The organism is Hymenobacter sp. BT559 (genome assembly GCF_017571525.1).
Classification (GTDB): domain Bacteria; phylum Bacteroidota; class Bacteroidia; order Cytophagales; family Hymenobacteraceae; genus Hymenobacter; species Hymenobacter ginsengisoli.
Map to the genome: position 1 here is coordinate 81,583 of NZ_JAGETY010000003.1, position 21,875 is coordinate 103,457.

The 21,875-nt window shown below is 62.1% G+C and carries 13 protein-coding genes; 4 read left to right on the forward strand and 9 right to left on the reverse strand.

Translation table 11 applies throughout. The features are described from left to right. Window positions 1–63 precede the first annotated feature (63 nt). Together J4D99_RS04930 and J4D99_RS04935 are read right to left on the reverse strand one after the other, a co-directional pair. Entirely contained in the window at window positions 64–2,535 is a 2,472-nt protein-coding gene (locus tag J4D99_RS04930; protein WP_208130605.1) for an outer membrane beta-barrel protein, read from the reverse strand. A 296-nt stretch (window positions 2,536–2,831) separates the two neighbouring features. Further along, the gene (locus J4D99_RS04935; RefSeq protein ID WP_208130606.1) at window positions 2,832–4,553 is read right to left on the reverse strand and encodes a M28 family metallopeptidase; all 1,722 of its coding nucleotides are present in this window, start codon (window positions 4,551–4,553) and stop codon (window positions 2,832–2,834) included. Between the two features lie 422 nt (window positions 4,554–4,975). Between J4D99_RS04935 and yiaA the strand changes: the two genes are divergently transcribed. After that, a complete protein-coding gene (yiaA, locus tag J4D99_RS04940; protein ID WP_213019505.1) occupies window positions 4,976–5,413 on the forward strand; it encodes an inner membrane protein YiaA in 438 nt (145 codons plus the stop codon). Between the two features lie 48 nt (window positions 5,414–5,461). On the opposite strand, the gene J4D99_RS04945 is transcribed toward yiaA, so the two are convergent. The 5 genes from J4D99_RS04945 to J4D99_RS04965 form a co-directional block, all read right to left on the reverse strand. Then, on the reverse strand, window positions 5,462–6,745 hold the full coding sequence (locus J4D99_RS04945) for a glycosyltransferase family 4 protein (protein WP_208130607.1): 1,284 nt from the start codon (window positions 6,743–6,745) through the stop codon (window positions 5,462–5,464). A 192-nt stretch (window positions 6,746–6,937) separates the two neighbouring features. Further along, a complete protein-coding gene (locus J4D99_RS04950; protein WP_208130608.1) occupies window positions 6,938–9,247 on the reverse strand; it encodes a GH92 family glycosyl hydrolase in 2,310 nt (769 codons plus the stop codon). Window positions 9,248–9,450: 203 nt separating this feature from the next. Then, entirely contained in the window at window positions 9,451–11,829 is a 2,379-nt protein-coding gene (locus J4D99_RS04955) for an RCC1 domain-containing protein (protein ID WP_208130609.1), read from the reverse strand. Between the two features lie 135 nt (window positions 11,830–11,964). Further along, window positions 11,965–13,527 (reverse strand): ABC transporter permease/substrate-binding protein, encoded by a 1,563-nt coding sequence (locus J4D99_RS04960; protein WP_208130610.1) that lies wholly within the window; start codon window positions 13,525–13,527, stop codon window positions 11,965–11,967. A gap of 212 nt (window positions 13,528–13,739) precedes the next feature. Further along, on the reverse strand, window positions 13,740–14,366 hold the full coding sequence (locus tag J4D99_RS04965; protein ID WP_208130611.1) for a chloramphenicol acetyltransferase: 627 nt from the start codon (window positions 14,364–14,366) through the stop codon (window positions 13,740–13,742). A gap of 66 nt (window positions 14,367–14,432) precedes the next feature. On the opposite strand from J4D99_RS04965, the gene J4D99_RS04970 reads away from it, so the two are divergent. Further along, on the forward strand, window positions 14,433–15,131 hold the full coding sequence (locus J4D99_RS04970) for an HAD family hydrolase (RefSeq protein ID WP_208130612.1): 699 nt from the start codon (window positions 14,433–14,435) through the stop codon (window positions 15,129–15,131). Window positions 15,132–15,152: 21 nt separating this feature from the next. Here J4D99_RS04970 and J4D99_RS04975 read toward each other — a convergent pair whose 3' ends face one another. Continuing rightward, complete coding sequence (locus J4D99_RS04975; protein ID WP_345229209.1) at window positions 15,153–16,112, reverse strand: ABC transporter ATP-binding protein; 960 nt, start codon at window positions 16,110–16,112, stop codon at window positions 15,153–15,155. A 44-nt stretch (window positions 16,113–16,156) separates the two neighbouring features. Beyond that, a complete protein-coding gene (locus J4D99_RS04980) occupies window positions 16,157–16,543 on the reverse strand; it encodes a VOC family protein (protein WP_208130613.1) in 387 nt (128 codons plus the stop codon). A gap of 240 nt (window positions 16,544–16,783) precedes the next feature. Between J4D99_RS04980 and J4D99_RS04985 the strand changes: the two genes are divergently transcribed. Both J4D99_RS04985 and J4D99_RS04990 read left to right on the forward strand, forming a co-directional pair. Further along, a complete protein-coding gene (locus J4D99_RS04985) occupies window positions 16,784–20,020 on the forward strand; it encodes a tetratricopeptide repeat protein (protein WP_208130614.1) in 3,237 nt (1,078 codons plus the stop codon). Between the two features lie 36 nt (window positions 20,021–20,056). Then, entirely contained in the window at window positions 20,057–21,835 is a 1,779-nt protein-coding gene (locus tag J4D99_RS04990) for a porin family protein (protein WP_208130615.1), read from the forward strand. The last annotated feature ends 40 nt before the right edge of the window (window positions 21,836–21,875 follow it).

The following is a 21,875-nucleotide window of genomic DNA, read 5'->3' on the forward strand; positions in this document are numbered from 1 at the left end:
AGCCAATTGCCTGTAGCGAACGACTGATAATCAATCATTCGCTGCAGGCAATTGGCTTTAGGGCTACTGCCCGGCGGCGCGGCGCAGCTCCTCGTCGGCGCCGGCGGCGCGGCGCCGGGCGGCGGCCACCTTATTGTTGCCGAAGCGGTAGGTGAGGGCAGCCGTGACGATGCGCGTATCGAGGCGCGAGTAGTAGGTTTCGGTGAAGTTGTCGTAGGTAGACGTGGCGCGGTTGGGCGTGGTGTAGAAGATGTCGGCCACGTTCAGGCGAAAAGTGCCTTGCTTGTTCCACAGGCTTTTTTGTAAGCCGGCCGCCACCTGGCCGCGGGCCTGAATAACCTGAAAGCCATAGACTTCGCGCGACTCGTAGAAGCCATTGAGCTCAGCCGACCAGCCATGAGGCAGCGTGAAGCTGCTGTTGGCCGTAAGATTGCAGGCTACGCGGCCGCGGTCGAGGGCGGTGCCGTTGAGCTCGCCCACGTAGCGGTTATAGTAAACCAGGGCGTTGGCGTAGAGGGTCCACCACTTGGTGAGGGTAAGCGGGGCGGTGAGCGTGAGCGTGTAGAAATGCCGGGTGCTCAGGTTCACGTTTTGGCTCACCACCAGGCGGCCGCCGTCGGGCGAAGGCTGCACCACGTTCACGATGGGCAGGTCGGAGCGCGAGTAGGCTAGCCCGGTGCTGAACTTCTGGCGGTAGGTATGCGTCAGCTCAAAATTGTAGCTGGTCGAGGCTAGCAGATTGGGGTTGCCGGCGAGGTAGGAGGTGGCATCGGCGTAAGTACGCAGCGGGTTGAGCTGCTGGTAGTTGGGCCGGTCGATGCGCCGGGCCACGGCCAGCGTCAGGGCGTGGCGGTCGTTGAAAGTGCGCTCGGCCAGGGCGCTCGGAAACAATTGTAAATAGTGCTGCTCACGCACGGTAGCCCCGGCTTGCGTAGCCAAAATATTGGTTTGCTCGGCGCGCAGCCCCGCCTGCAGGGTAGCACCGGCCAGCGCGCCGCGCAGGCTGGCGTAGGCCGCGTTCACGTTTTCGTGGTAGCTGAACTGGCTCGATATATCGGGGCGCGGCACAGTCTGCCCGCCCATGGTGCTTGTAAAGGCCACGTCGTTGTCTGATACTACCTGCGTGGCCTTGGCACCCACTTCGAGGCGGCTACGGTGGGGCAGGGGCTGGCTGAAATCGACCTTCGCAGCCCCGATGCTAAGGCGACTGTGCTGGTCGCCGCTGAGCTGGTCGGCCGCCCGGCCCGGGGTATCAAACACCACGTACTGGTCGCTCAGGCGGGTAAGAGCGTAGCGGGCATAGTCGGCGTCGGCGCTGAGCGCGGCGGCGCTGGCCGAGTCGGCAAAGGCGTGGCGCAGGTTGAGGTTGGCGCTGCCGCTGGGCCGGCTCACGTTCCAGTCGGTGCGGGCCCGGAAGCGGTCGGTGGGCTGGCCCAGCTCATCGGTGGTCACGGCCTGGCTGGCGGTGGAGAGGTCATTGGTGCTCGCCAGGCCCGTAATTGAGGCACCCAGGAGCGTGCGTTTCGAGAGGTTGAGGTCGAGGCCAACCCGGGCTGTGTGCGAGCGCAGGTGCGCGAGCTGGTCGTTGCTTTGCACGAGGCCGCCGGCGGGAAGCGTGGCAGTGGCCGCAAACTGGCGGGTCAAATCGAGCCGGGCAAAGTAGCGGCGGTCGGTGTAGGCGTAGGTGCCGTACACGTTCAGGTTCTTCCGGCGGTGGTTGAGGGCTAGCCCGCCCGTAAACTTGGCCTGCTCGCTATAGCCCAGGCTGGCGTTAGCGGTGCCATTAGTGCCCAGGCGCTGGTCTTTTTTGAGATTAATGGCAATGACGCCGGCCCCGCCCTGCGCATCGAAGCTGGCGGGCGGGTTGGTAATCAGCTCGATGCTTTGCAGCTGCTCGGCGGGCAAGGAGCGCAGGTACTCGGCCAGGTCGTTGCCGGTGAGCGGCGTGCGCTTGCCATCAATCACCACCAGCAGCCCCTGACGGCCGCGCAGGCCTAGGTCATTGGTCGCACTCAGGGTCACGCCCGGCGAGCGGGCCAGCACGTCGAGTGTGGTAGCGCCCGATGAGAGCGGGCTATCGGCAACGTTGACCACCGTGCGGTCGGCCCGGCGCTCATACAGCGGCTTGCGGCCCGTCACGGTCACTTCCTTCAGGGCCGTGGCTTGGCTAGGGGCTAGCCGAATGGCCGGGAGCACCAGCCCCGCCGCGGGCACCTCAAACGGGGCACTCCAGTAGCGGCCGTAGCCCACTTGCATTGCCGACACGCGGTAGATTTTGCCGGCTGGGGCATCGAGCCGAAAAGTACCTTGCGCATCGCTGAATTCAGTCCTGACCACCACCGAATCGGCCGCGCGGTGCAGCGTGATGGTGGCAAACTCTACCGCCGCGCCGCCAGGCCCTGCCACGCTGCCGCGCACGGCCGCCGGCGCCTGGGCGTGGCTAGCCAGCGGGGCCGCCAGCCAGCCCATTATCCCTAGTCCTCCTGCTCGATAAAAAACAACACCTAGTCGAACTACTGTAGCGCGTACAAGCATATAACTGCAAAAGAACCAGCGCTAACCTATATCCGAGAAATAATTGGATAATGAGACAAGACAAGCCGCCAGCGAAGTAATCTGGCTTGTGCTAAGCCAGGCGTAAAGATGTGGCATCGCCGCCGAAACTGAGCTATTTCAAACAACAGGAAATGAAATTAAGCGTGTATTAGAACAATGGAAAAATTATTTACTTAACTTAGAATATGGTTGGACAAGCTTAGTGACCTAAAAAAATGCCCTAGCAGCGGCCTTATTTGAGACTGCTGCTAGGGCAATGTTGAATGTAAACCGACTTACTGTGGCCGGCTTTTCAGGCGCACGGCCCGGAACTCAGAGCCGGGCTTCCACTGCGGGAAGGTGGTTTCGGAGGCTAGCCGCTGGCCGATGCGGAAGAGCAGGCGCGCATCCTGGGCCGCGCCGCGCAGGTCCCACTTGGGGTTAAACTGGTCGGAAGGCTGGTGGTAATTGTTGGCCTCGAAATCCTCGCGCTCTTTTTCGGCGAACGCTTTGCCGTGCAGGCGGCTCTCGAAGGCGCCGCTGGCGTAGAGGGCCGGCACGCCCACCTTGGCAAAGCTGAAGTGGTCGGAGCGGTAGAACGAGCCGGTTTCGGGGTGCTGGTAGGGGATAACGTAACGGTTCTGCTCCTTGGCGGCGGTGCGGGCGTAGTCGTCGAGGTCCGACTGCCCGTAGCCGGTGATGGTCACGTCGCGCATCGGCCCGAAGGCCAGCAGCTCATCCATATTAATGTCGGCCACCGTGTTTTTGAGCGGGAAAATGGGGTGCTGGGCGTAATAATCGGACCCTAGCAGGCCCTGCTCTTCGCCCGTCACGGCCAGGAATACGATGCTACGCTGGGGCTTTTCCTTAGCCTGCTTGAAGCCGTTGGCGATAGCCAGCAGGCCGGCGCAGCCGCTGGCATTGTCGAGCGCACCATTGTAAATCGAGTCGCCTTTCACGGCCGGCCCGATGCCCAGGTGGTCCCAGTGCGCCGAGTAGATAATGTACTCCTGGGGCTGGGTGGTGCCGGGCAGCACGGCCACCACGTTTTTGGAGGTTTTGTAGGTGATTTTATTGTGGAGCGTCGTGGTCAGGCTCAGGCCCAGGTCTTTGGCCTTAAAGCCGGGCTTGTTAGCGGCGGCGTAAAGGTCGTCGTACTTCAGGCCGGCCGCCTCAAACATCCGCTTAGCCGCATCCAACGTCATCCAGCCTTCGAGGGCCACTTTGCTGGCGCCGTGGTCGGGGGTGGTAGGGTGTAGCTTGGCACCACCGTTGCTGCTTTGCACCACCGTCCAGGGGTAAGAAGCGGGCTTGGTGTCGTGGATGATGACGAGGCCGGTAGCGCCGTGGCGGGCGGCTTCCTCGTATTTATACATCCAGCGGCCGTAGTACGTCATTTCGCGGCCCTTAAACAGGGTGGTGTCGTTGCCCGCGTTGCCAGGGTCGTTGATGAGCACCACCACCGTTTTGCCCTTCACGTCGAGGCCGGCGTAGTCGTCCCACTTATACTCTGGGGCCGTGACGCCGTAGCCGGCAAAAACCAGCGGCGAGCTCTTGATTTCAACCGTCGGCTTTTCGCGCTCGGTCAAAAACATGAAGTCGGTGCGGTACTTGAGCGTCAGGCTCTTGCCTTTGCCCACAATAGTGGCCGTCGAGTCGGGCTTGCCCGCAATTTCTACTAGCGGCACGGGCTGGAAGTAGCTGCCCTTATTGCCCGGCTGTAGCCCGAGCTTCTTAAACTCGGCGGCCAGGTAATTGGTAGCTTTTTCCTCGCCCGCCGTGAAAGGCCGGCGGCCTTGGAACTCATCGGAGGCCAGCACCTTGATGTGCTGAGCCAGCAGCGCGGGCGTGATGCCATCGTTGGGCGTGGGCACGCTGGCCGTGTCGGTGGGCGCCGCTTCGGTGGGCTTGCCCGTGCCAGCCGTGTCGGAAGAAGTGGACGACTGGCCCTGGCAGCCGGCCAGCAGCAAGCCGGCTACGGCGGAGGCTAGCCAGGGGCGTAGCGTAGAAAAGTGCATGGTGGGATGGAGGGGTTGGGTTTTGGAATGCCTAGCTCCCGTACCGATGAAGCTAGTAGCTGCGAATGTAGGCGTGGAAAGGCGGCCAAATCCTGAGGTTGCCGGTAAAAAGTAGCCGGTTGCTGCTTAGAATTTGCCGGGGTCGCTGGCCCGAAGCCCGGCCAAGCGGGATTGGTAGTGAAGCATTGGGCCCCATGGGGAGTTAGTGCAGGGAGTGGCTTAGCTAACTGCTTGTGCTTGATGCGGGTAAAGCCTGCTTCTAAAGTCTACCCCGCCAAATATTTAAAATAATGTAAAGCAGGCTGTTGAACCGGTGTTAAGTAGTGTCGCTAGCCCGGTCAAAAGTCTGTTGAAAGGGAAAGTTAGCTTTTCGGTGCCTGAAGTGCCCGTCTACTTTTGAGTCAACCTTCACACTTTTCCTCATGTCACCTGCTCCTCTTATTGCCGTTCGCCCCTCCGCCGCTTTTGTTGCTGCCTCCTGGTTTGCCCTGCTCGCGGGCATGGGTGGTTTTCTGGTTGGCCTTTTCAACGCCACCATGGCGCTCAACGAAAAAGGCTACTACTTTACCGTGCTCATGTTCGGTCTGTTCGCGGTTATCTCGCTTCAAAAATCGGTGCGCGACCAGCTGGAAAAAGTGCCCGTTACGGGCCTCTATTACGGCCTGGCCTGGTTTGCCACGCTGCTGGTAATCGCCTTGATGCTTATCGGCCTCTGGAATGCTACCCTCACGCTCAGCGAGAAGGGCTTCTACGGCATGGCCTTTCTGCTGAGTTTGTTTGGCGCCATCGCCGTGCAGAAAAACACGCGCGATGCGCGTCTGCTCTCAGCTACTAATATTATAGTCACTGAAAATGAATAATGCATTCTCAGTGACTATAATATTAGTAGCTGCAAGATGTAAAGTGCCTTAATCAGTTAAGCTGGCAGCAGTATTCGAGTTGCCAGCTTCTAAAAAACGCTGCAACATATTTATCCGCGGTTGCATTTGCGATTGAGCGCTAAATATTTCACGCAAGCGCAATTGGCCGGTCTTAGCAATAGCATGAAGCTCAGTGGGGTGATTGTACAAATAGACAATCTTGTTCACAATCTTTTCTACCTCGTTCGTGATGATAAGAATATTTTCGCCATCATGTAAGTGGGTATTCTGCCCTAATTCATCAGTGCACATCAAGGCTACCCCGCACAAGCCGGCCTCTACGCAGCTACCAGTGGGAAAACCATCAAAGGCGCCTGGCTGGAGCCGAAATGAAACGTTTGGCGAGAGTATAAGGTCCATGCCTGCATAAAATGCCGGGAAGAAATCGGTCTTGCGTGTGCCGTAGAACGTAATATACTTTAGAGCTGAGGTATCAATATCATCGGGTGTAAAATTGCCGACAACATGAAAGCGCACTTGAGGCAGCCGGCTAGCCAACTGGTGGGCTGTTTCAATAAATACATCATATCCTTTGTCAACACCCCGCGGCATATACTTGTGCGCCACAAAACAGATATCAAAGGTTTCCTTCGCGGTCGGAAAATACTGATGCGGATATTTCTCCCCAATGGTTAATTTAGAAATGGGCATTACCACACCATACACCAGGGTAATCTGCGCAGCATCACAGAAATTATTGTCTAATAGATAATCCTGAGTAATACTTTGGCTGACAAGAACCTGGCGAAATAGGGGAGAGGCAAAAACGCGCCTTAATTTGGCGTCGCTTTGTTCGTTGTGTAGTGCGAAGCCTCCACCTGGGTATAAGGTAAAGATAAAAGGTATATTTCTGCTTTCCAGAAACGGTAGCATCGCAAAGGTATTACCGATAAATACTAGGTAAGCCAAGCGAGGATTGAGCGTGCGCACACGGCTAAACTTTAGTACTCTACCCCGCAAATCAGGATTGTTTTGCTCAAACTCTGCTACTACTTTCTCGAGGCGGCGCTGCTCATGGAGCAAAGGAAAGGCACCGCCGGTAGAATAAACTAGCGCATTTGGCCAGTGGCGCAGATAAGTAGAGAACTCTTCAAGCCGAAACGAAGACAAAGGCTGCGGGAAAATGTCATCAATAATTAAAAGGCCAGTTTTCTTTCCAAATCTATGGCTTGCCTTCGCCAATACAAAGTTGGTAACTCTATTATACTTAAGACGACTTATTGTGGTCTTGGCTAATTGACGCGCAGCTTTTAAATAATATTTCGGCATCATGTTGCAAAAAAATCAATACGTTGGACAAAGGTATTCAAGATGGCATTTTCGCCGGCTCGCTATAAGCTGGGCAAAGGTACTTAAGTCAGCCTCTTTGCCGACTTGCTGCACACTTCCTCGGGTGCTAAGTCAATCAACCTGCAGAACATAATGTGCTTGCTAACTAGCCTACCGCCCTGCCTGATTCGCTGGTTACTTCCCCACCGGCCGGCTACCCATCACAAATTCCAGGGTGCCGCCCTGCCGCACCGCGCTCACCGGCAAGAAGGGCCTAGCCAGCAGCTGGCCATTGAGCCTGGCCGATTGCACGTAGACGTTCTTGTCGCTTTGGTTTTTAACCGTCACGGTGAAGGTTTTGCCCTCGCCGACTTGCAGCACGGCGCCGTGCACGGCGGGGCTGCCCAGCGCGTACTCGCCCGAGGCGGGGGCCACGGGGTAGAAGCCCAGGGCCGAGAAGATGTACCAGGCGCTCATCTGGCCGCAGTCGTCGTTGCCGCCAAGGCCATCGGGCCCCTGGTGATACATCTTGTTCAGAATCATGCGAATGCGCGGCTGGGTTTTCCAGGGCTGGTTGGTCCAGTTGTAGAGGTAGGCGGCGTGGTGGGCGGGCTCGTTGCCGTGCACGTAGTTGCCGATAATACCGTCGCGGGTGATGTCCTCGGTTTCGGCGAAGAACTTGTCGGGCAGGGTCATGGTGAAGAGCGAGTCGAGGTGCGGCACGAAGCGGGCGTTGCCGCCCATCTTGGCGATGAGCCCGCTAGGGTCCTGCGGCACGTAGAGGCTGTAGTTCCAGGCATTGCCCTCGATATAGGCCGGGTCGGAGGTCGTCAGCACGTCAAACTTTGGCCGGAACGAGCCGTCGGCCGAGCGCGGGCGCATAAAGCCGATGCGGGCATCGTACACGTTCTGCCAGTTGGCGGCGCGTTGGGCAAACTCTTTTTCAATATCGGTGCGACCCAGCTTCTTAGCTGCCTGCGCAATGCAGTAGTCATCGAAGGCATATTCCAGCGTTTTCGACACAGAAGCGCCGCTCTTGTCCTCGGGCACATAGCCTTTGTCCATATACAGGCCTAGCCCGTCATACCAGCGCTGGCGGGCGGTAGTGATGCAGGCATCGAGGGCGTGGTTTTGGTCGAAGGGCGCATTGCCGAGTACGATGGCATCGCAGAGCACCGGCACCGCGTGGTAGCCTATCATGCACCAGTTTTCGTTGGCATAGTGGCTCCACACGGGCAGTATGTGCTCGGCGCTTTGGTCGAAGTGGGCGAGCATGCTCTGCGCCATATCGGCGTTGCGCCGGGGCTGCACGAGGTTGTAGAGCGGGTGCAGCGCCCGGTAGGTATCCCAGAGTGAGAAGGTAGTATAATTGGTAAAGTCCTTGGCTAGGTGGTTGTTCTGGTCGAGGCCGCGGTATTGGCCATCCACATCCTGGTAAATAGTGGTGCCCGTGAAGGCGTGGTACATAGCCGTGTAGAAATTCTCCTTATCTACCCGTCGCGGCGAGCTGATGGTAATTTTGCTCAGCTCCTGCTGCCACTGGGCCTGGCCTTTTTGCTTGTAGTCAGCGAAGTTCCAGCCCGGCGCCTCGGCGCGCAGGTTGGCTAGGGCCCCGGCGGTGCTCACCGGCGAGAGCGCCAGTTTGAGCTTGACTTGCTGTCCGGCTAGGGTCGGGCCAAAGTCGAAATGCATCCGGAGCTGGTGCGCGGCGAGGTCGGGCCAGTTGTGGTTTTGGTCGAAGCGGCCCCAGAAGCCACGGTAAGCCTGTTTCTGGTCGTAGTTGCGGCTGCCATAGGTTTTGAAGGGCCGCGAAAAGCTCAGCGCGAAATACACCGTGCGGGTCCGGCCCCAGCCGTTGGTTTGGCGGTAGCCGGTCACGAGCGAGTCGTTTTCGACCCGCACGAAGGTCCAGGTATTCTTGCCGGGATAATTGTAAATCCCGGCCATCAAATCGAGAATAATGTGCGACTCGTCGGCCTTCGGAAAGGTATACTGGTGAATACCGACCCTAGTAGTAGCTGTGAGCTCGGCCAGAATATCGTGGTCGGCCAGCCGCACCTTGTAGTAAGCCGGCTCCGCCACCTCCGTGCCGTGCGAGTAGGCTGAGCGGTAGCCCCCGAGCGGCTTCTCGGCGGTGCCCGGGTTGAGCTGCAGCGGCCCGGTAGTGGGCATCACCAGAAAATCGCCGAGGTCGGAGTGGCCCGTACCGCTAAAATGCGTGTGGCTGAAGCCCACGATGGTGGGGTCTTTGTACTGATAGCCGGCGCAATACGAATAAATCTCGGGGTTGTACTTGCCGTTTTGCTCGTAGCTGATGGTATCCGTATCGGGCGAGAGCTGCACCGCCCCGAAGGGTACGGTGGCGCCGGGGTAGGTGTGGCCCATCTTGGCCGTGCCCACCAGCGGATGGGCGTATTGCACGAGGTTTTCGGGACTGGTAGGGGCGGGGTGTTGGGCCAGGGCCGCGCCAGGCAAGAGCAGCGTAGCCAGCAAAAAATGCTTCATGCGGCAAAATAAGCGGTATTTGCCGTTGCGCAGGCTTGCGTCTCCCAAATCAGGTGGGTGGGGTGGCAGTGTGCTTAAGTAGCCGCCTTACAGCTTAATAGAACAGGTGCGTTGCCACTTGTAAGCGGGTAGGAAGCGCCTGCCTGAACGTATGGTCCGGTTGGGGCTCCCCGTAGTCAGCTCAGCTAGCCCATGCTACGCGGTTATTTTACCTCAAGCCGCAGCGTGCGGGTTACCTGCTTGCTGGTGGCACGCAGCAGGTAGAGGCCCGGCGCTAGGCCGGCCAGCCCGATAGTGGCCGTTGGCGCTATGGCTACAAGCCTTCCCTGCGCGTCAAAGATGTGCACGACTACCGGGCCGCTAAGGCCCAGCAGCTGCACCTGGCCGTGGGCGGGGTTGGGAGCCAGCTGCCAGGCCAGGCCGCTAGCCGGTGCGGTGGTGGCCAGCGGGATATTGCCGGCCGCAATGTAGAGTGGCAAAGGATTGGCATTAGGCTGCGCCGACTGCCCCCGGTCGTTCAGGCCCCAGGCCCAGAGCGTACCATCGGAGTTTAGGGCCGCCGAGTGGCTAAACCCGGCTGCTACCTGCTGCCAGCTACCGCCGGCCCCGAGCGGTACGGGGGTGCTTTTCGAGGCCGTAGTGCCATCGCCAAGCTGGCCATAGTAATTATCGCCCCAGGCCCAGAGGGTGCCATCGGTGCGGGTGGCCAGCGAGTGCAGCTGGCCCGCCCCCAGGCTTTGCCAACTGGTGCCCGTGCCCACCTGCTGCGGCGTAGCTTGATTAGTGGTGGAACCCAGGCCCAGCTGGCCGCTCGCATTATTACCCCAGGCCCAGAGGGTGCCATCGGTGCAGGTGGCCAGCGAGTGCAGCTGGCCCGCCCCCAGGCTTTGCCAACTGGTGCCCGTGCCCACCTGCTGCGGCGTATCGCGGGTAATGAGCGTACCTGTGCCAAGCTGGCCGTAGTTGTTGAGACCCCAGGCCCAAAGTGTACCATCTTGGCCGATAGCCAGGGCATGGTAATGGCCCGCGGCTACGGTGCGCCAGGTGGCTGTGCCTACCTGCACCGGCACCGGCTGAACAGTAGCAGCAATACCAAGGCCGAGCTGGCCGTTGGTATTGCTGCCCCAAGCCCAGAGCGTGCCATCCTGCCGAAGAGCCAGCGTGTAGGCCAGGCCCGCACTCACGCGCAGCCAGTTAGTATCGGTGCCGACCTGCGTGGGCACCAGCCGGGCGCTGGAGCCGGTGCCCAACTGGCCGCTGGCGTTGTCGCCCCAGGCCCAGAGCGTGCCATCGGTGCGAATGGCCACCGTGTGCGCGCCGCCAGCGGCCACGCTTTGCCAGTTGGTATCGGTGCCCACCTGCCGCGCGCTGTTTTGGTCGGCTATTGAGCCCAGCCCGAGCTGGCCGTTGGTATTGAGGCCCCAGGCCCAGAGCGTGCCATCTGGCCGAATGGCCAGGGTATGATAATGGCCGGCCGCCACGCTGCGCCAGTTGCTGGGGGGCGCCACCTGCGCGGGGGCTAACTGCTTAGCCTGGCCGTTGCCGAGCTGGCCATACGTGTTAAAGCCCCAGGTCCAGAGCGTGCCATCGGCCCGCAACGCCACCGAGTGGCCATAGCCGGCGCTCACCCGCTGCCAGCTCGTTTCGGTACCTACTTTTTGGGGGCTGAGCTGATTGACAGTACTGCCCAGGCCGAGCTGGCCCCAATAGTTGTAACCCCAGGTCCAGAGCGTGCCATCGGCCCGAATAGCCAGTGAGTGGTAGCCCCCGGCCCCGATATCCAGCCAGCTGGTTTCGGTGCCTACCTGCTGGGGACTGGGCTGATTGGTCGTAGTGCCCAGGCCCAGCTGGCCGTAGGTGTTCTGGCCCCAGGCCCAGAGGGTACCGTCGGTGCGGGCCGCCAGGGTGTGGTAATAGCCGGCGCTCACGCGCTGCCAGGTGGTGGCCGTGCCCACCTGCACCGGCGCGGTTGCGCTGCCGGTGGTGCCCAGGCCGAGCTGGCCCCAATAGTTGTAGCCCCAGGCCCAGAGCGTGCCATCGGCCCGAATAGCCAGCGAGTGGTAAGCGCCCGCCGCCAAGCTTTGCCAGGTAGTGCCCACGCCCACCTGCACCGGTTCTGGTTGGGTATCGGTAGTGCCGTTGCCCACCTCACCGTCGTAGTTAAACCCCCAGGCCCAGAGGGTGCCATCGGTGCGCAGGGCCAGGGTGTGGTAATAGCCGGCGCTCACGCGCTGCCAGTTGCTGGCCGTGCCTATCCGCACCGGGGTCGTTTGAAAAGCGCCTGCTGAGCTGGTGCCGAGCTGCCCATAGTTGTTAAGCCCCCAGGCCCATAAGGTACCATCGGTGCGGATGGCTACCGTATGAAACTGCCCGACTGCTACGCTCTGCCAATTGGTAGCAGTGCCCACCTGCACGGGGGCTGCCTGATACTCCGTACTGCCAATGCCCAGCTGGCCCTGCGCATTAAGCCCCCAGGTCCAGAGCGTGCCATCGGGGTGAATAACAGCCGTATGCTGGCCGGCGGCAAAGCGCTGCGCGTGGGCCATGCCTGCCAGCAACCACAGCGCTAGCAGTATGCTCATGCGAAGCGTAAAATTTTGCATTATTCCTTACTGATATAGCAACATGAATGAGAAGTAGACCAAAGATAAATCAAAAAATATGCCGTAGATAGCCCGACCTTTTACTAAATAAAAATCCGCCTAACCAGCCATGCCTTAGCGCCCCAAATACCCACCCAAATCGGAGATGCTTGCAATGCCCAGCCGCTGCGCCTGCTGCTGCCGCATGAGCAGGCAGTAGGCATTGTTGAACCCAAGCGGTGCCCGCCAGGCCAGCCCATAGCGGCGCCAAAACTCGCCTTTTACATACGTAAACACGGCATCTGGGCGCCCGCCCAGTGCAGCGAGCGTAGCAGCCGATGGCTGTAGTAACACTTGTAAACTAGTGCCGGTGTACTCCGGATACATATCTATCTGGCCGCCACGCAGGGCTTCGAAACAAATGGTGGTGCCGCCCAGACCGGTTTTCGTAGCTACGGCCAGGTCGGTATTGCCCCGAATCAGGGATGCATACATTTCTGTCAGGATGTACTGCTCGGCAAAAATTTTGGACCCTAGCCGCACCACGGCCGCATCGGGCGGTAGGGGCCGGGGCGCTTTCCAGAGGCCGGCCCGGTGCAGCCAGGCCAGCGCCACGGCGCGGGGCTCGCGGTGTAAATAATCGACCTGGTAGTTCAGGTTGGTCATGGCCGAGTCGGAGAGCCGGCCGCTGAGCTGGTCGAGCACCGGGCCGAGCTCGGGGTGGGCGCGCAGCAGGGCGGGGCGCAGCACCGGGGCACAGTAGTAGGGCGGCAGGGCGTGGCGGTCGTCGCGCAGCACGCGCAGGCCGTAGGCCCGGATGCGCCCGTCGGTCGAGTAGCCGTCGATAACATCGACCCTAGCGGCGCGGGCAGCCTCGTAGACCAGCGCCGGGGCTAGCACTACATTAGGCAAATGCGTGAGACCATAGGTGTGGGTGAGGCCCGGCAGGCAGTCGGCCCGCCCGATAAACTCGGGGCTGAAGCCCGCCCGCAGCCGGCCCGCCGCTTGCGGCAGCCAGTAGCCGGCCGCCAGTAAGGGCAGGGCCAGCAGCAGGCCACTGCCTACCGCCCGCAGGTGCCGGGCCGATAGTTTTTCCAAGGCGCCTAGCCCCGCATCGAAGGCCAGGGCCAGCCCGGCGGCTGGAATGGCACCGGCCAGTATCATCACCGGGTTGTTCAATGCAATGCCGCCGAAGATGAACTCACCCAGGCCGCCCGCCGCCACGTAGGCCGCCAGGGTGGCCACGCCCACATTGATGACCGTAGCCGTGCGAATGCCCGCCATGAGCACCGGCAGGGCTAGCGGCAGCTCTACGCGCCTCAAAATTTGCCCATCGGTAAAGCCCAGCCCGCGGGCAGCCTCCACCACAGCCGGCGGCACGCCCTGGATGCCCGCCACGGTATTACGAATAATGGGCAGCAGCGAATACAAGAGCAAGGCTAGGATGGCCGGCGTCGCTCCAATGCCCAGCAGCGGAATCAGGAACCCTAGCAGGGCAATGCTTGGCACAGTTTGCAGCACGCCCGCTGCCCCGAGTACCGCCGGCGCCCAGCGCGGCCGCCGCGTGAGCCACAGCCCTGTCGGCACGCCCACCGCCACCCCTAGCAGCAGGGCCGCCGCCGTGAGGGCCACGTGCTGCAGCGTTTGCTGGCCTAGCTTGCCGGCCTGCTCGTGCCAAAAGGTAAAAAGCTCGTGCATAGATGAGTATACAAGTGTGAAGTAAGGGCGCCATCAACGAAGCAGGTTGGAATGACAGTCGCCCGCTCGTCAATCGGTCAGCCTGTTGTAAGCCATCTGACCGGTTGATGAGTGGGCGGCTTAGCAACCCGCTTTTGCGCGGTTGCTGCCAAGCCGGTCAGCCCGTTGCCGCAACCAGCCTGGCGTTGGCTTCTGGCTTTTAACCTGCCCAGCTAGCTCAGCCGCTGCTGAAACAGGTCCAGAAACTGGCCCACGTGGTAGCCATCGGCCAGGGCGTGGTGCACGTTTACGGCCACCGCCATGCGCTGGCTGGCCCCGGCCGCGAATACCTGGCCGAAGGAGATTTTGGGGCAGCTGTCGGGGTGGCGAAAGCTACGGGCGTGGGTCAGGCCCGTAAACTTTACCCACGGAATGGCCGAGCAGTGCAGCACGTCGGGCCGGCCGGTGCGTTCGGTCAGGTTGAGGCCGCCCACGGCCTGCACGGCCGCGATTTCGGCCTGCGCGCCGGCCACGAAGTCGGCCAGGTTAGCCTGCTGCTCGATAAATGAAAAGCCGAACGTGTGGTCGGGCCGCCCGATGGTGGCCGAGGCGTGCACCCGGTCGTAGGCGTACACCTGCCCTTGCTCGATGCGGTGGCGAAACTCGGGCACCGCATTGGCCGCCTGCACGGCGTGGTAGAGGTAGTACAGAAAAAAAGGCACCCCCAGCCGCCGGGCCTCGTCGCGGGCCGGGGTGCAGTCAATTTCCGAAACCAGTCCAAAAAACGGTTCTTCAAACTGCGTAAAAAACTCGAAATGCTCGCGGCGGGCCCAGGTGGCCAGGTCAATCAAATGGCGCATGGGCGGCAAGTTCGGTACTTTTAGGGCGTGGGGCCGCGCGGCGGCCACCCGTTTTTACCCTAGCCCATGCTCCAGCGCCCGCCCCAGCTCCTTGCCTTCGACGCCGACGATACGCTGTGGCCCAACCAGCCGCACTTCGACCACGTGGAGCGCGAAATGTGTGCCATCCTGGCCCACTGCGGCGATGCGGCGAGCATTGGGGGGCGTCTCTACGAGGTGCAGCGCCGCAACATGCACCTTTATGGCTACGGGGCCAAGTCGTTGATGCTGACCATGACGGAAACCGCCATCCAGCTCACCGACGGCGCCGTGACGGGCCGCGAAATTCAGCAGCTGCTCGACCTGGGCAAGCGCCTGCTCGACTTTCCCATCGAGCCCCTGCCCGGCGTGGTAGAAGTGCTCGGCGAGCTCAAGCGGCGCGGCGAGCGCCTGATGGTGCTCACCAAGGGCGACTTGTTTGACCAGGAAAGCAAGCTGGCGCGCTCGGGCTTAGGCGATTTTTTTGACCACGTCGAGATTGTGAGTGAGAAAGATGCGGCCACCTACCAGCGCGTGCTGGCCCGCCACGGCGTAGACCCCGCCGCGTTTCTGATGATTGGCAACTCGCTCAAATCCGACATTCTGCCCGTGTTAGCCGTGGGCGGGCAGGCCATCTACGTGCCCTACCACACCACTTGGGTGCACGAAGAAGTGCCCGCCGAGCGGCTGGTGGGCCTAGATTTTATCAGCGTCGAGACGCTGACCGACGTGCTGACTTATTTATAGAAGATTCGCGCTGCTGCCCGGCTAGCCAAGCGCTTGACCAAAAGCCGCCAGCAGCGGCCCTAGCATCACCGTGGTGCCATTCACGCGTAGCCCTGCCGCGCTGGTTTCGCTCAGCAAGGCCACGGCCTCGTGCACGCTAGCCGTGGGGGGCAGGGTGGGCGCATCGGCCGGGGCTAGCCCCTCCGTAGGTAAGTAAGGCAGCACCTCGGCCAGCGTGGTCACGCGCATTTCGAGGGCCAGACGCTCGGCCTGGAAGAAGCTGCGCACGAAGCCATTAGCCGGCTGGCGCAGCAGCTCGCGGGGCGGCCCCAGCTGCTGAATCCTGCCATTATTGAGCAGCATGATGCGGTCGGCTAGCTCGAAGGCTTCCTGCACGTCGTGGGTCACGAGCACCACCGTTTTGCGGCGCAGCTCGTCGAGCTCCCGAAAATCGCGGTGCACGGCGGCCCTGGTTATGGGGTCGAGGGCGCCGAAGGGCTCGTCGAGCAGCACCACGGGCGGGTCGGCGGCCAGGGCCCGGGCCAGCCCCACGCGCTGGGCCTGCCCGCCCGATAGCTGGGCCGGCAGCAAGTTCGCGAAGCGGGCAGCCGGCAAGTGCACGCGCTCGAGCAGCTCGGTGGTGCGGGCGGCCGCTTGGGCCGCGGGGAGGCCTAGCAGGCCCGGTACCACGCCGATATTCTGGGCCACGGTGTAGTGCGGCAGCAGGCCCACCTGCTGAATGACGTAGCCGATGCCGCGCCGCAGCACCTCGGGCGCCTGCCGGCGCACATCGTGGCCATTGAGCTCGATGGTGCCACCATCGGGCTCGATGAGGCGGTTGAGGGTTTTGAGCAGCGTGGTTTTGCCGCAGCCGCTGGGCCCCAGCAGCACCAGCGTTTCGCCAGCGGCTACTTCAAAGGAAATGTCATCGACCACTACCTGCGCCCCAAAGCGCTTGGTAAGGTGCGACACGCGAATGACGGGCAAGCTGGGCACAGACACTTTCTACCGAATGATAGAGCAAGGTACGCCCACCACCGCGGCCCCTAGCTGGCCACCGGGCGGCGCAGCAGCTCTTGCAGCACCCAGGCATTGCCGTCGGGGTCGCTGAAGGCAGCATATTTTACGCCGCCCATATCCTGCACCGGGCCCACGGCCACGCCCCGGTCCGCCAGCTCGGCCCGTGCCTGACCGATGTCGGCCACCACCAGGTGCAGGCCCCGCAGCGAGCCAGCCGGCATGGCCAGGCCCGCTAGCCCCTGTGCCAGCACGATTGAGCAGCCCGAGCCCGGCGGCGTGAGCTGCACTACGCGCACGGCGCCGCCGGGCCGCACGTCGTGGTCGAGCCGAAAGCCGACCTGCTCCTGATAAAACTGCTTGGCGCGGTCGAGGTCGGCTACCGGCACGGGAATGAGTTCGAGCTTGAAATCCATGCGGCAAAGAAAACGCTGGCGCGTACTCCCGGCGGGTGCGCGCCTAGCCCCGGCCTGGCGCAGCTGCTGCTGGCTGCCTGGCAAACCCCGGCCACGTACCAAATCAGCTCCACTTTACGTTGCCTTCACCAGGGGTTAGGCCCGATAATGACCCTAGCCCGCGTTTTCTCGCTACTTTTGACCGTTCGCGGCCGAGGCCCCGTTTGGCCCCGCCCGCCCCACCGAACCGCTGCTCTCCTCATGAAGCTACCCCCCCGGCTTACGCTGGCCGCCGCCCTGCTGGGCGCCGCCGCGGCCGAGCCCCAGCTAGCCCACGCCCAGCTTACCCAGGCCTTCGCCGCCGACGAGCGCTACTACCAGGAAGGCCTCGACCTGTTTGATAAAAAGCAGTACGGCGCTGCTCAGCAGGCCTTTCAGCAGTATATGCAGCGCGGTGCCACCGCCGCCGGCGAGCAGAGCGGCCCCGCCGCCATCACGGGCCGGCAAGAGCGCCTGGCCGATGCCGAGTACTACTACGCCGTGAGCGGCCTCTACCTGCTGCACCCCGACGCCGAAGGCCTCATCCTCGATTTTGCCCGCCTGCACCCGGCCCACCCGCGCGCGGCGGTAGCGTATTTTGAACTGGCTAAGTTTTACTACGACCAGCAGAACTACGCCCAGGCCAGCACCTACTTTCAGAAAGTAGCCCCCGGCAATCTGAGCGCCAGCCAGCGGGCCGAGTCCGATTTTAAGCTGGGCTACAGCCACTTTCAGCTCAAGGAATACGACCAGGCGCGCATCTTGTTTGACCGCAACAAGCAGGAAAGCAGCCAGTATCGCTACGCCAGCTCGTACTACGCCGGCTACCTGGCCTTCCGGGCCGGCGACTATGCCGGGGCGCGCAAAGACCTGCTCGTGGCCGCCGAAAACGACGCCTATCGCAGCGTGGTGCCGGCCATCATGACCCAGATTTACTACCGCGAGGGCAACTACGACGGCCTCATCGGCTACGCCACCAAGGCCCTGCAGCAAACGCCGCCGCCCACCAGCGCCGACGAGATTCAGCTGCTCGTGGGCGATGCCTTCTACCAGAAGCAGGACTACAAGCAGGCTGGCCAGTACTTCGACCAGTATGCGGCAGCACATAAGGGCAAAATCGACCCTGGCCTGCAATACAAAATCGGCTTTGCCAACTACAAGGAGGGCGACTATCCGCACGCCATCGCCAACCTCAAGAACGTGGCCGCTCGCCGCGACTCGCTCGGGCAGAATGCGGCCTACCACCTCGGCCTGAGCTACTTGCAGGCCGGGCAGAAAACGGCCGCGCTGGCCGCCTTCGACGCCGCCCGCCAGAGCACGCTGCAAAAGAATTTGTCGGAAAATGCCACCCTCAAGTACGCCCAGGTGCAGTACGAGCTGGGCAATCTGCCCGAGGTAATCGCTGCGCTGCGCGACTTCCGCAAGAAGTACCCGCGCTCGAAAAACCAGCCCGTGGTAGACCAGCTGCTCAGTGACGGCTTCCTGTCGAGCACCGACTACGCCGAGGCCCTGAGCTACCTCGAAGGGCTAGGGGAGGACCGCGGCGACAAGCTCAACGGCACGTACCAGCGCATTGCCTATTCGCAGGCTGCCACGCTCTACAACGATGGCAAGTACGGCGAGGCGCTGCCCTTGCTCGACAAGAGCCTGAAGTACCCGCAGGACGATGCCCTGCGCGCCGCCGCCCAGGTGCTACGCGGCGAAATCTACTCGGTAGGCCAGCAGTACCCCGACGCCATCACGGCCTACGCCGCTGCCGCCCGCTCGGCCCGCCAGGGCGGCGTAAGCGACGACGAAACTCAGTACGTGCAGCTGGCCCGCTACGGGCTGGGGTATGCCTACTACAACACCAAGCAGTACGACAAGGCCCGGCCCCAATTTCAGGCGTTCTTGAATGACCCGGCGGCCAAGCCCACCGACCCCAACTACTACGACGCTACCCTGCGCCTGGCCGACACCTACTACATAGCTAAAAACTACCAGCAGGCGCTCGATTTGTACGATAAGGTCATCCAGGCCAATGCCCAGGACAAGGACTATGCCTACTACCAGAAGGGCCTGACCCTGGGTTTGCTCGGCCGCAAAGACGAAGCTAGCCAGACCCTGGCTTCCCTGCTCAAGAGCAACCCCGACTCGCGCTACGCCGAGCAGGCCGTGTTTCAGCAGGCCCAGCTCGACTTCCAGGCCGGCGACTACGGCCCGGCGGCCGAGGGCTTCACGCGCCTCATTCAGAACCGGCCCACGTCGAGCCTCCTGCCCGATGCCTACCAGCGCCGGGGCGTGGCCTACGCCAACCTGGAGCAGCAGGACAAGGCCGTGGCCGACTTCCAGAAGGTGCTGACCGACTACCCGCGCAGCGCCGCCGCCCAGCAGGCCCTCTACAGCTTGCAGGAAAGTCTGACGGCCCTCGGTCGCACCGAGGAGTTTGACCAGGCTTTGGCCAATTTTAAGGCCCAGAATCCCAACAGCAAGGCCACGGAGAGCGTCGAGTTTGAGGCCGCCAAGTCGCTGTACCTGGCCGAGAAGTACAGCCAGGCGCTGCCGCGCGTGCAGGCCTACCTCAAGCAGTACCCCGACAATGCGCTAGCCCCCGACGCCCGCTTTATCCTGGCCGACTCGTACCTGCGCACCGGCGACAAAACCCAGGCACTGCCGCTGCTCAAAGCAGTGGTGGCCGAGAACAAGAGCGAGTTTGTGAACCGCGCCGTGGGCCGCGTGGCCGACCTCGAGCTCGACAACAAGAATTACCCCGAGGCCATCAAGTACTACGACCGTCTGCGCACCGCCTCCAGCAACCGCCGCGAGGTAGCTACCGCCACGCTCGGCCTGCTGCGCGCCTACTACGACGGCGGCGACTATGCCAAGGCCCGCGCCACCGCCACCGATTTGCAGGGGCTAGCCGGCGCCACCGCCAACGCCACCAACACCGCGCTGCTCTACCAGGGCAAGGCCGATTTCAAGCTCGGCAACCTCGACCAGGCGGCTACTGAGCTGGCCGCCACCGTGGCCGCTGCCCCCAGCGATGCCACCGGGGCCGAGGCCCAGTACACCCTGGCCGAAGTGCTCTTTAAGCAGAAGAAGTACGATGAGGCCATTACCGAAGCCTTCAAGGTCAATTCCAACTACAGTGCCTACGAGCTGTGGCAGGGCCGCGCCTTTTTGCTGCTGGCTGATGTGTACACCGCCCAGCGCGACATCTTCCAGGCGCGCGCCACGCTGAACTCGGTTATCGACAACAAATTCCCGGTGGCCGAGGTAATCGAGGGCGCCCGCCAGCGCCTCAAGGCCCTGCCCGCCAGCGACGACGCGCCCGCCCCGGCTGCCGAGGAGCCGGCTAAACCGACGCCTGGCAAGACGGCTCCCGCCAAGGCTAGCCCCGCTGCGCCGGCCAAGACGCCGGCCTCGACCAAGCCGGCCCCTGCCAAAACGCCGCCGCGTAAGCCCGGCACCCGGCCCTAAATCGGTTAGCAGCTTGCTGGTATAAATTCTGTGTTAATGAAACGTTTACAGGTGATAAAATCAAGCTTTACTGCCGCTGCCGGGCGGCCGCTGCTGCTGGCTGCCGGCCTGAGCGGCACGGTGGTATTTGGAGCCCATGCGCAGGGCCAGCCCGGCAAGGGCAAGGCGCGCGGCACCATTCAGGATGCTGAGATTGAGATAGTGAAGGACCGGGTAAACACCCTACCCGAGGCCACGCGCAACTTCGAGAAAATCCGGCTAGCCCCGCCGCCCAAGCCTACGCGCCAGGTCACGTATACCTACCCCGATTTCCGACTGCCCGCTACCCGCCTCAACCCCTCGGTGCAGGTGCTCACCGTGGCGCAGGAAGAGCTGGAGCCCCTCACCGGCAACTACGTGAAGCTAGGCCTGGGCAACTACGGCTCGGTCTACGGCCGCGCCCACCTGCACTCGACCCGCAACGAGCAATACAGCTACGGTCTCGACGTGCGCCACAACAGCTCGAAAAACGGTCCCGTCGATGGCCAGAACTCGGGCGTTAGCCTTACCAGCGCTACGGCCACCGGCGAGTACTACCTGGGCCGCGCTGCCGTGGGCGCTGCTCTCGACTTTGCCCGCGATACCTACCACTTCTACGGCTACGACCGCAGCAAGCTCACCACCGAGCCCAACCCGGACGATATCAAGCAGACCTTCACCCGCTTCGGCGCCCGCGCCTATGCCCGCAACCGCGCTACCGATGCGGCCTTGCAGTACGAGGTGGGGCTAGGGTACAAGTACTTCGGCGACCACTACGGCGTAAGCGAGAACAACCTGCTGCTCAACGCCAAGGCCGGCTATGCGCTCAGCGAAACCAGCCGCATCACCCTCGATGCGCAGGGCTCGTTTATCTCCGAAAAACAGCCCCTAGGGCTCGTGGGCCAGTCCGGCGACTTGAGCCGCACCCGCAACTTCTTCCAAGCCACTCCGGCCTACGAGCTGACCGGTAAAACCGGCCTCAGTCTCACGCTGGGGGCCACGCTAGGCTACAGCAGCGACGCCCTTTACGGCGTGGGCAAAGGCATGATTAACCCCGCCGTGCGCGTGGGCTACGCCGTGGTGCCCGAGAAATTTCAGCTTTACGCCGGCCTGGGCGGGGCCATCCAGCGCGTCACGCGCTACGACCTGAGCCAGGAAAACCCCTGGCTAGCCCCCGGCCAAACCCTGGCCGACACCCACGCCGGCCCCACGGTGTACGGCGGCTTTACCTCGACCCCGGTGAGTGGGCTGGAACTGGCGGCCCGCGCCACCTTCGGGCGCTCGCGCAATTTGTACTTCTACCGCAACTCGCTGGCCGACAGCAGCAAGTTTGACCTCGTGTACGACAGCACCACCATCAACGTGGTGAACGTGCACGCCGAGGCCCTCTACAGCGCCAGCGAGAAGGTACGGGTCGGCTTCAAGGCCGACTATAACCACTACGGTGTCAAGTCATTGGCGCAGGCTTATGGCCGCCCGGCCTTCCTGGGCACGCTGTATGGCACCTATAATGCCTCGGACAAGCTGCTGCTAGGGGTCAATTTTTACTACTACTCGGCTAATTATGGCGTAGGCTACGTGCCCGGCGTTACGCTGCCAGTACCCGCCCCGCGCACCGCCGTCGACCGCCAGACCAATTCGGTTATCGACCTGAGCCTGCGGGCCGATTACCGCATCACGCCAAAGTTCAGCATCTTTGCCCTGGGGAATAACCTCACTAACCGACACTACCAGCGCTACCTCAACTACCAAAGCCAGGGTATCAACGTGATAGGTGGGGTAACCTATTCATTTTAAGCGCCTAGTCGACTAAGTTGCACAAAAAAAGTGAGTCTCG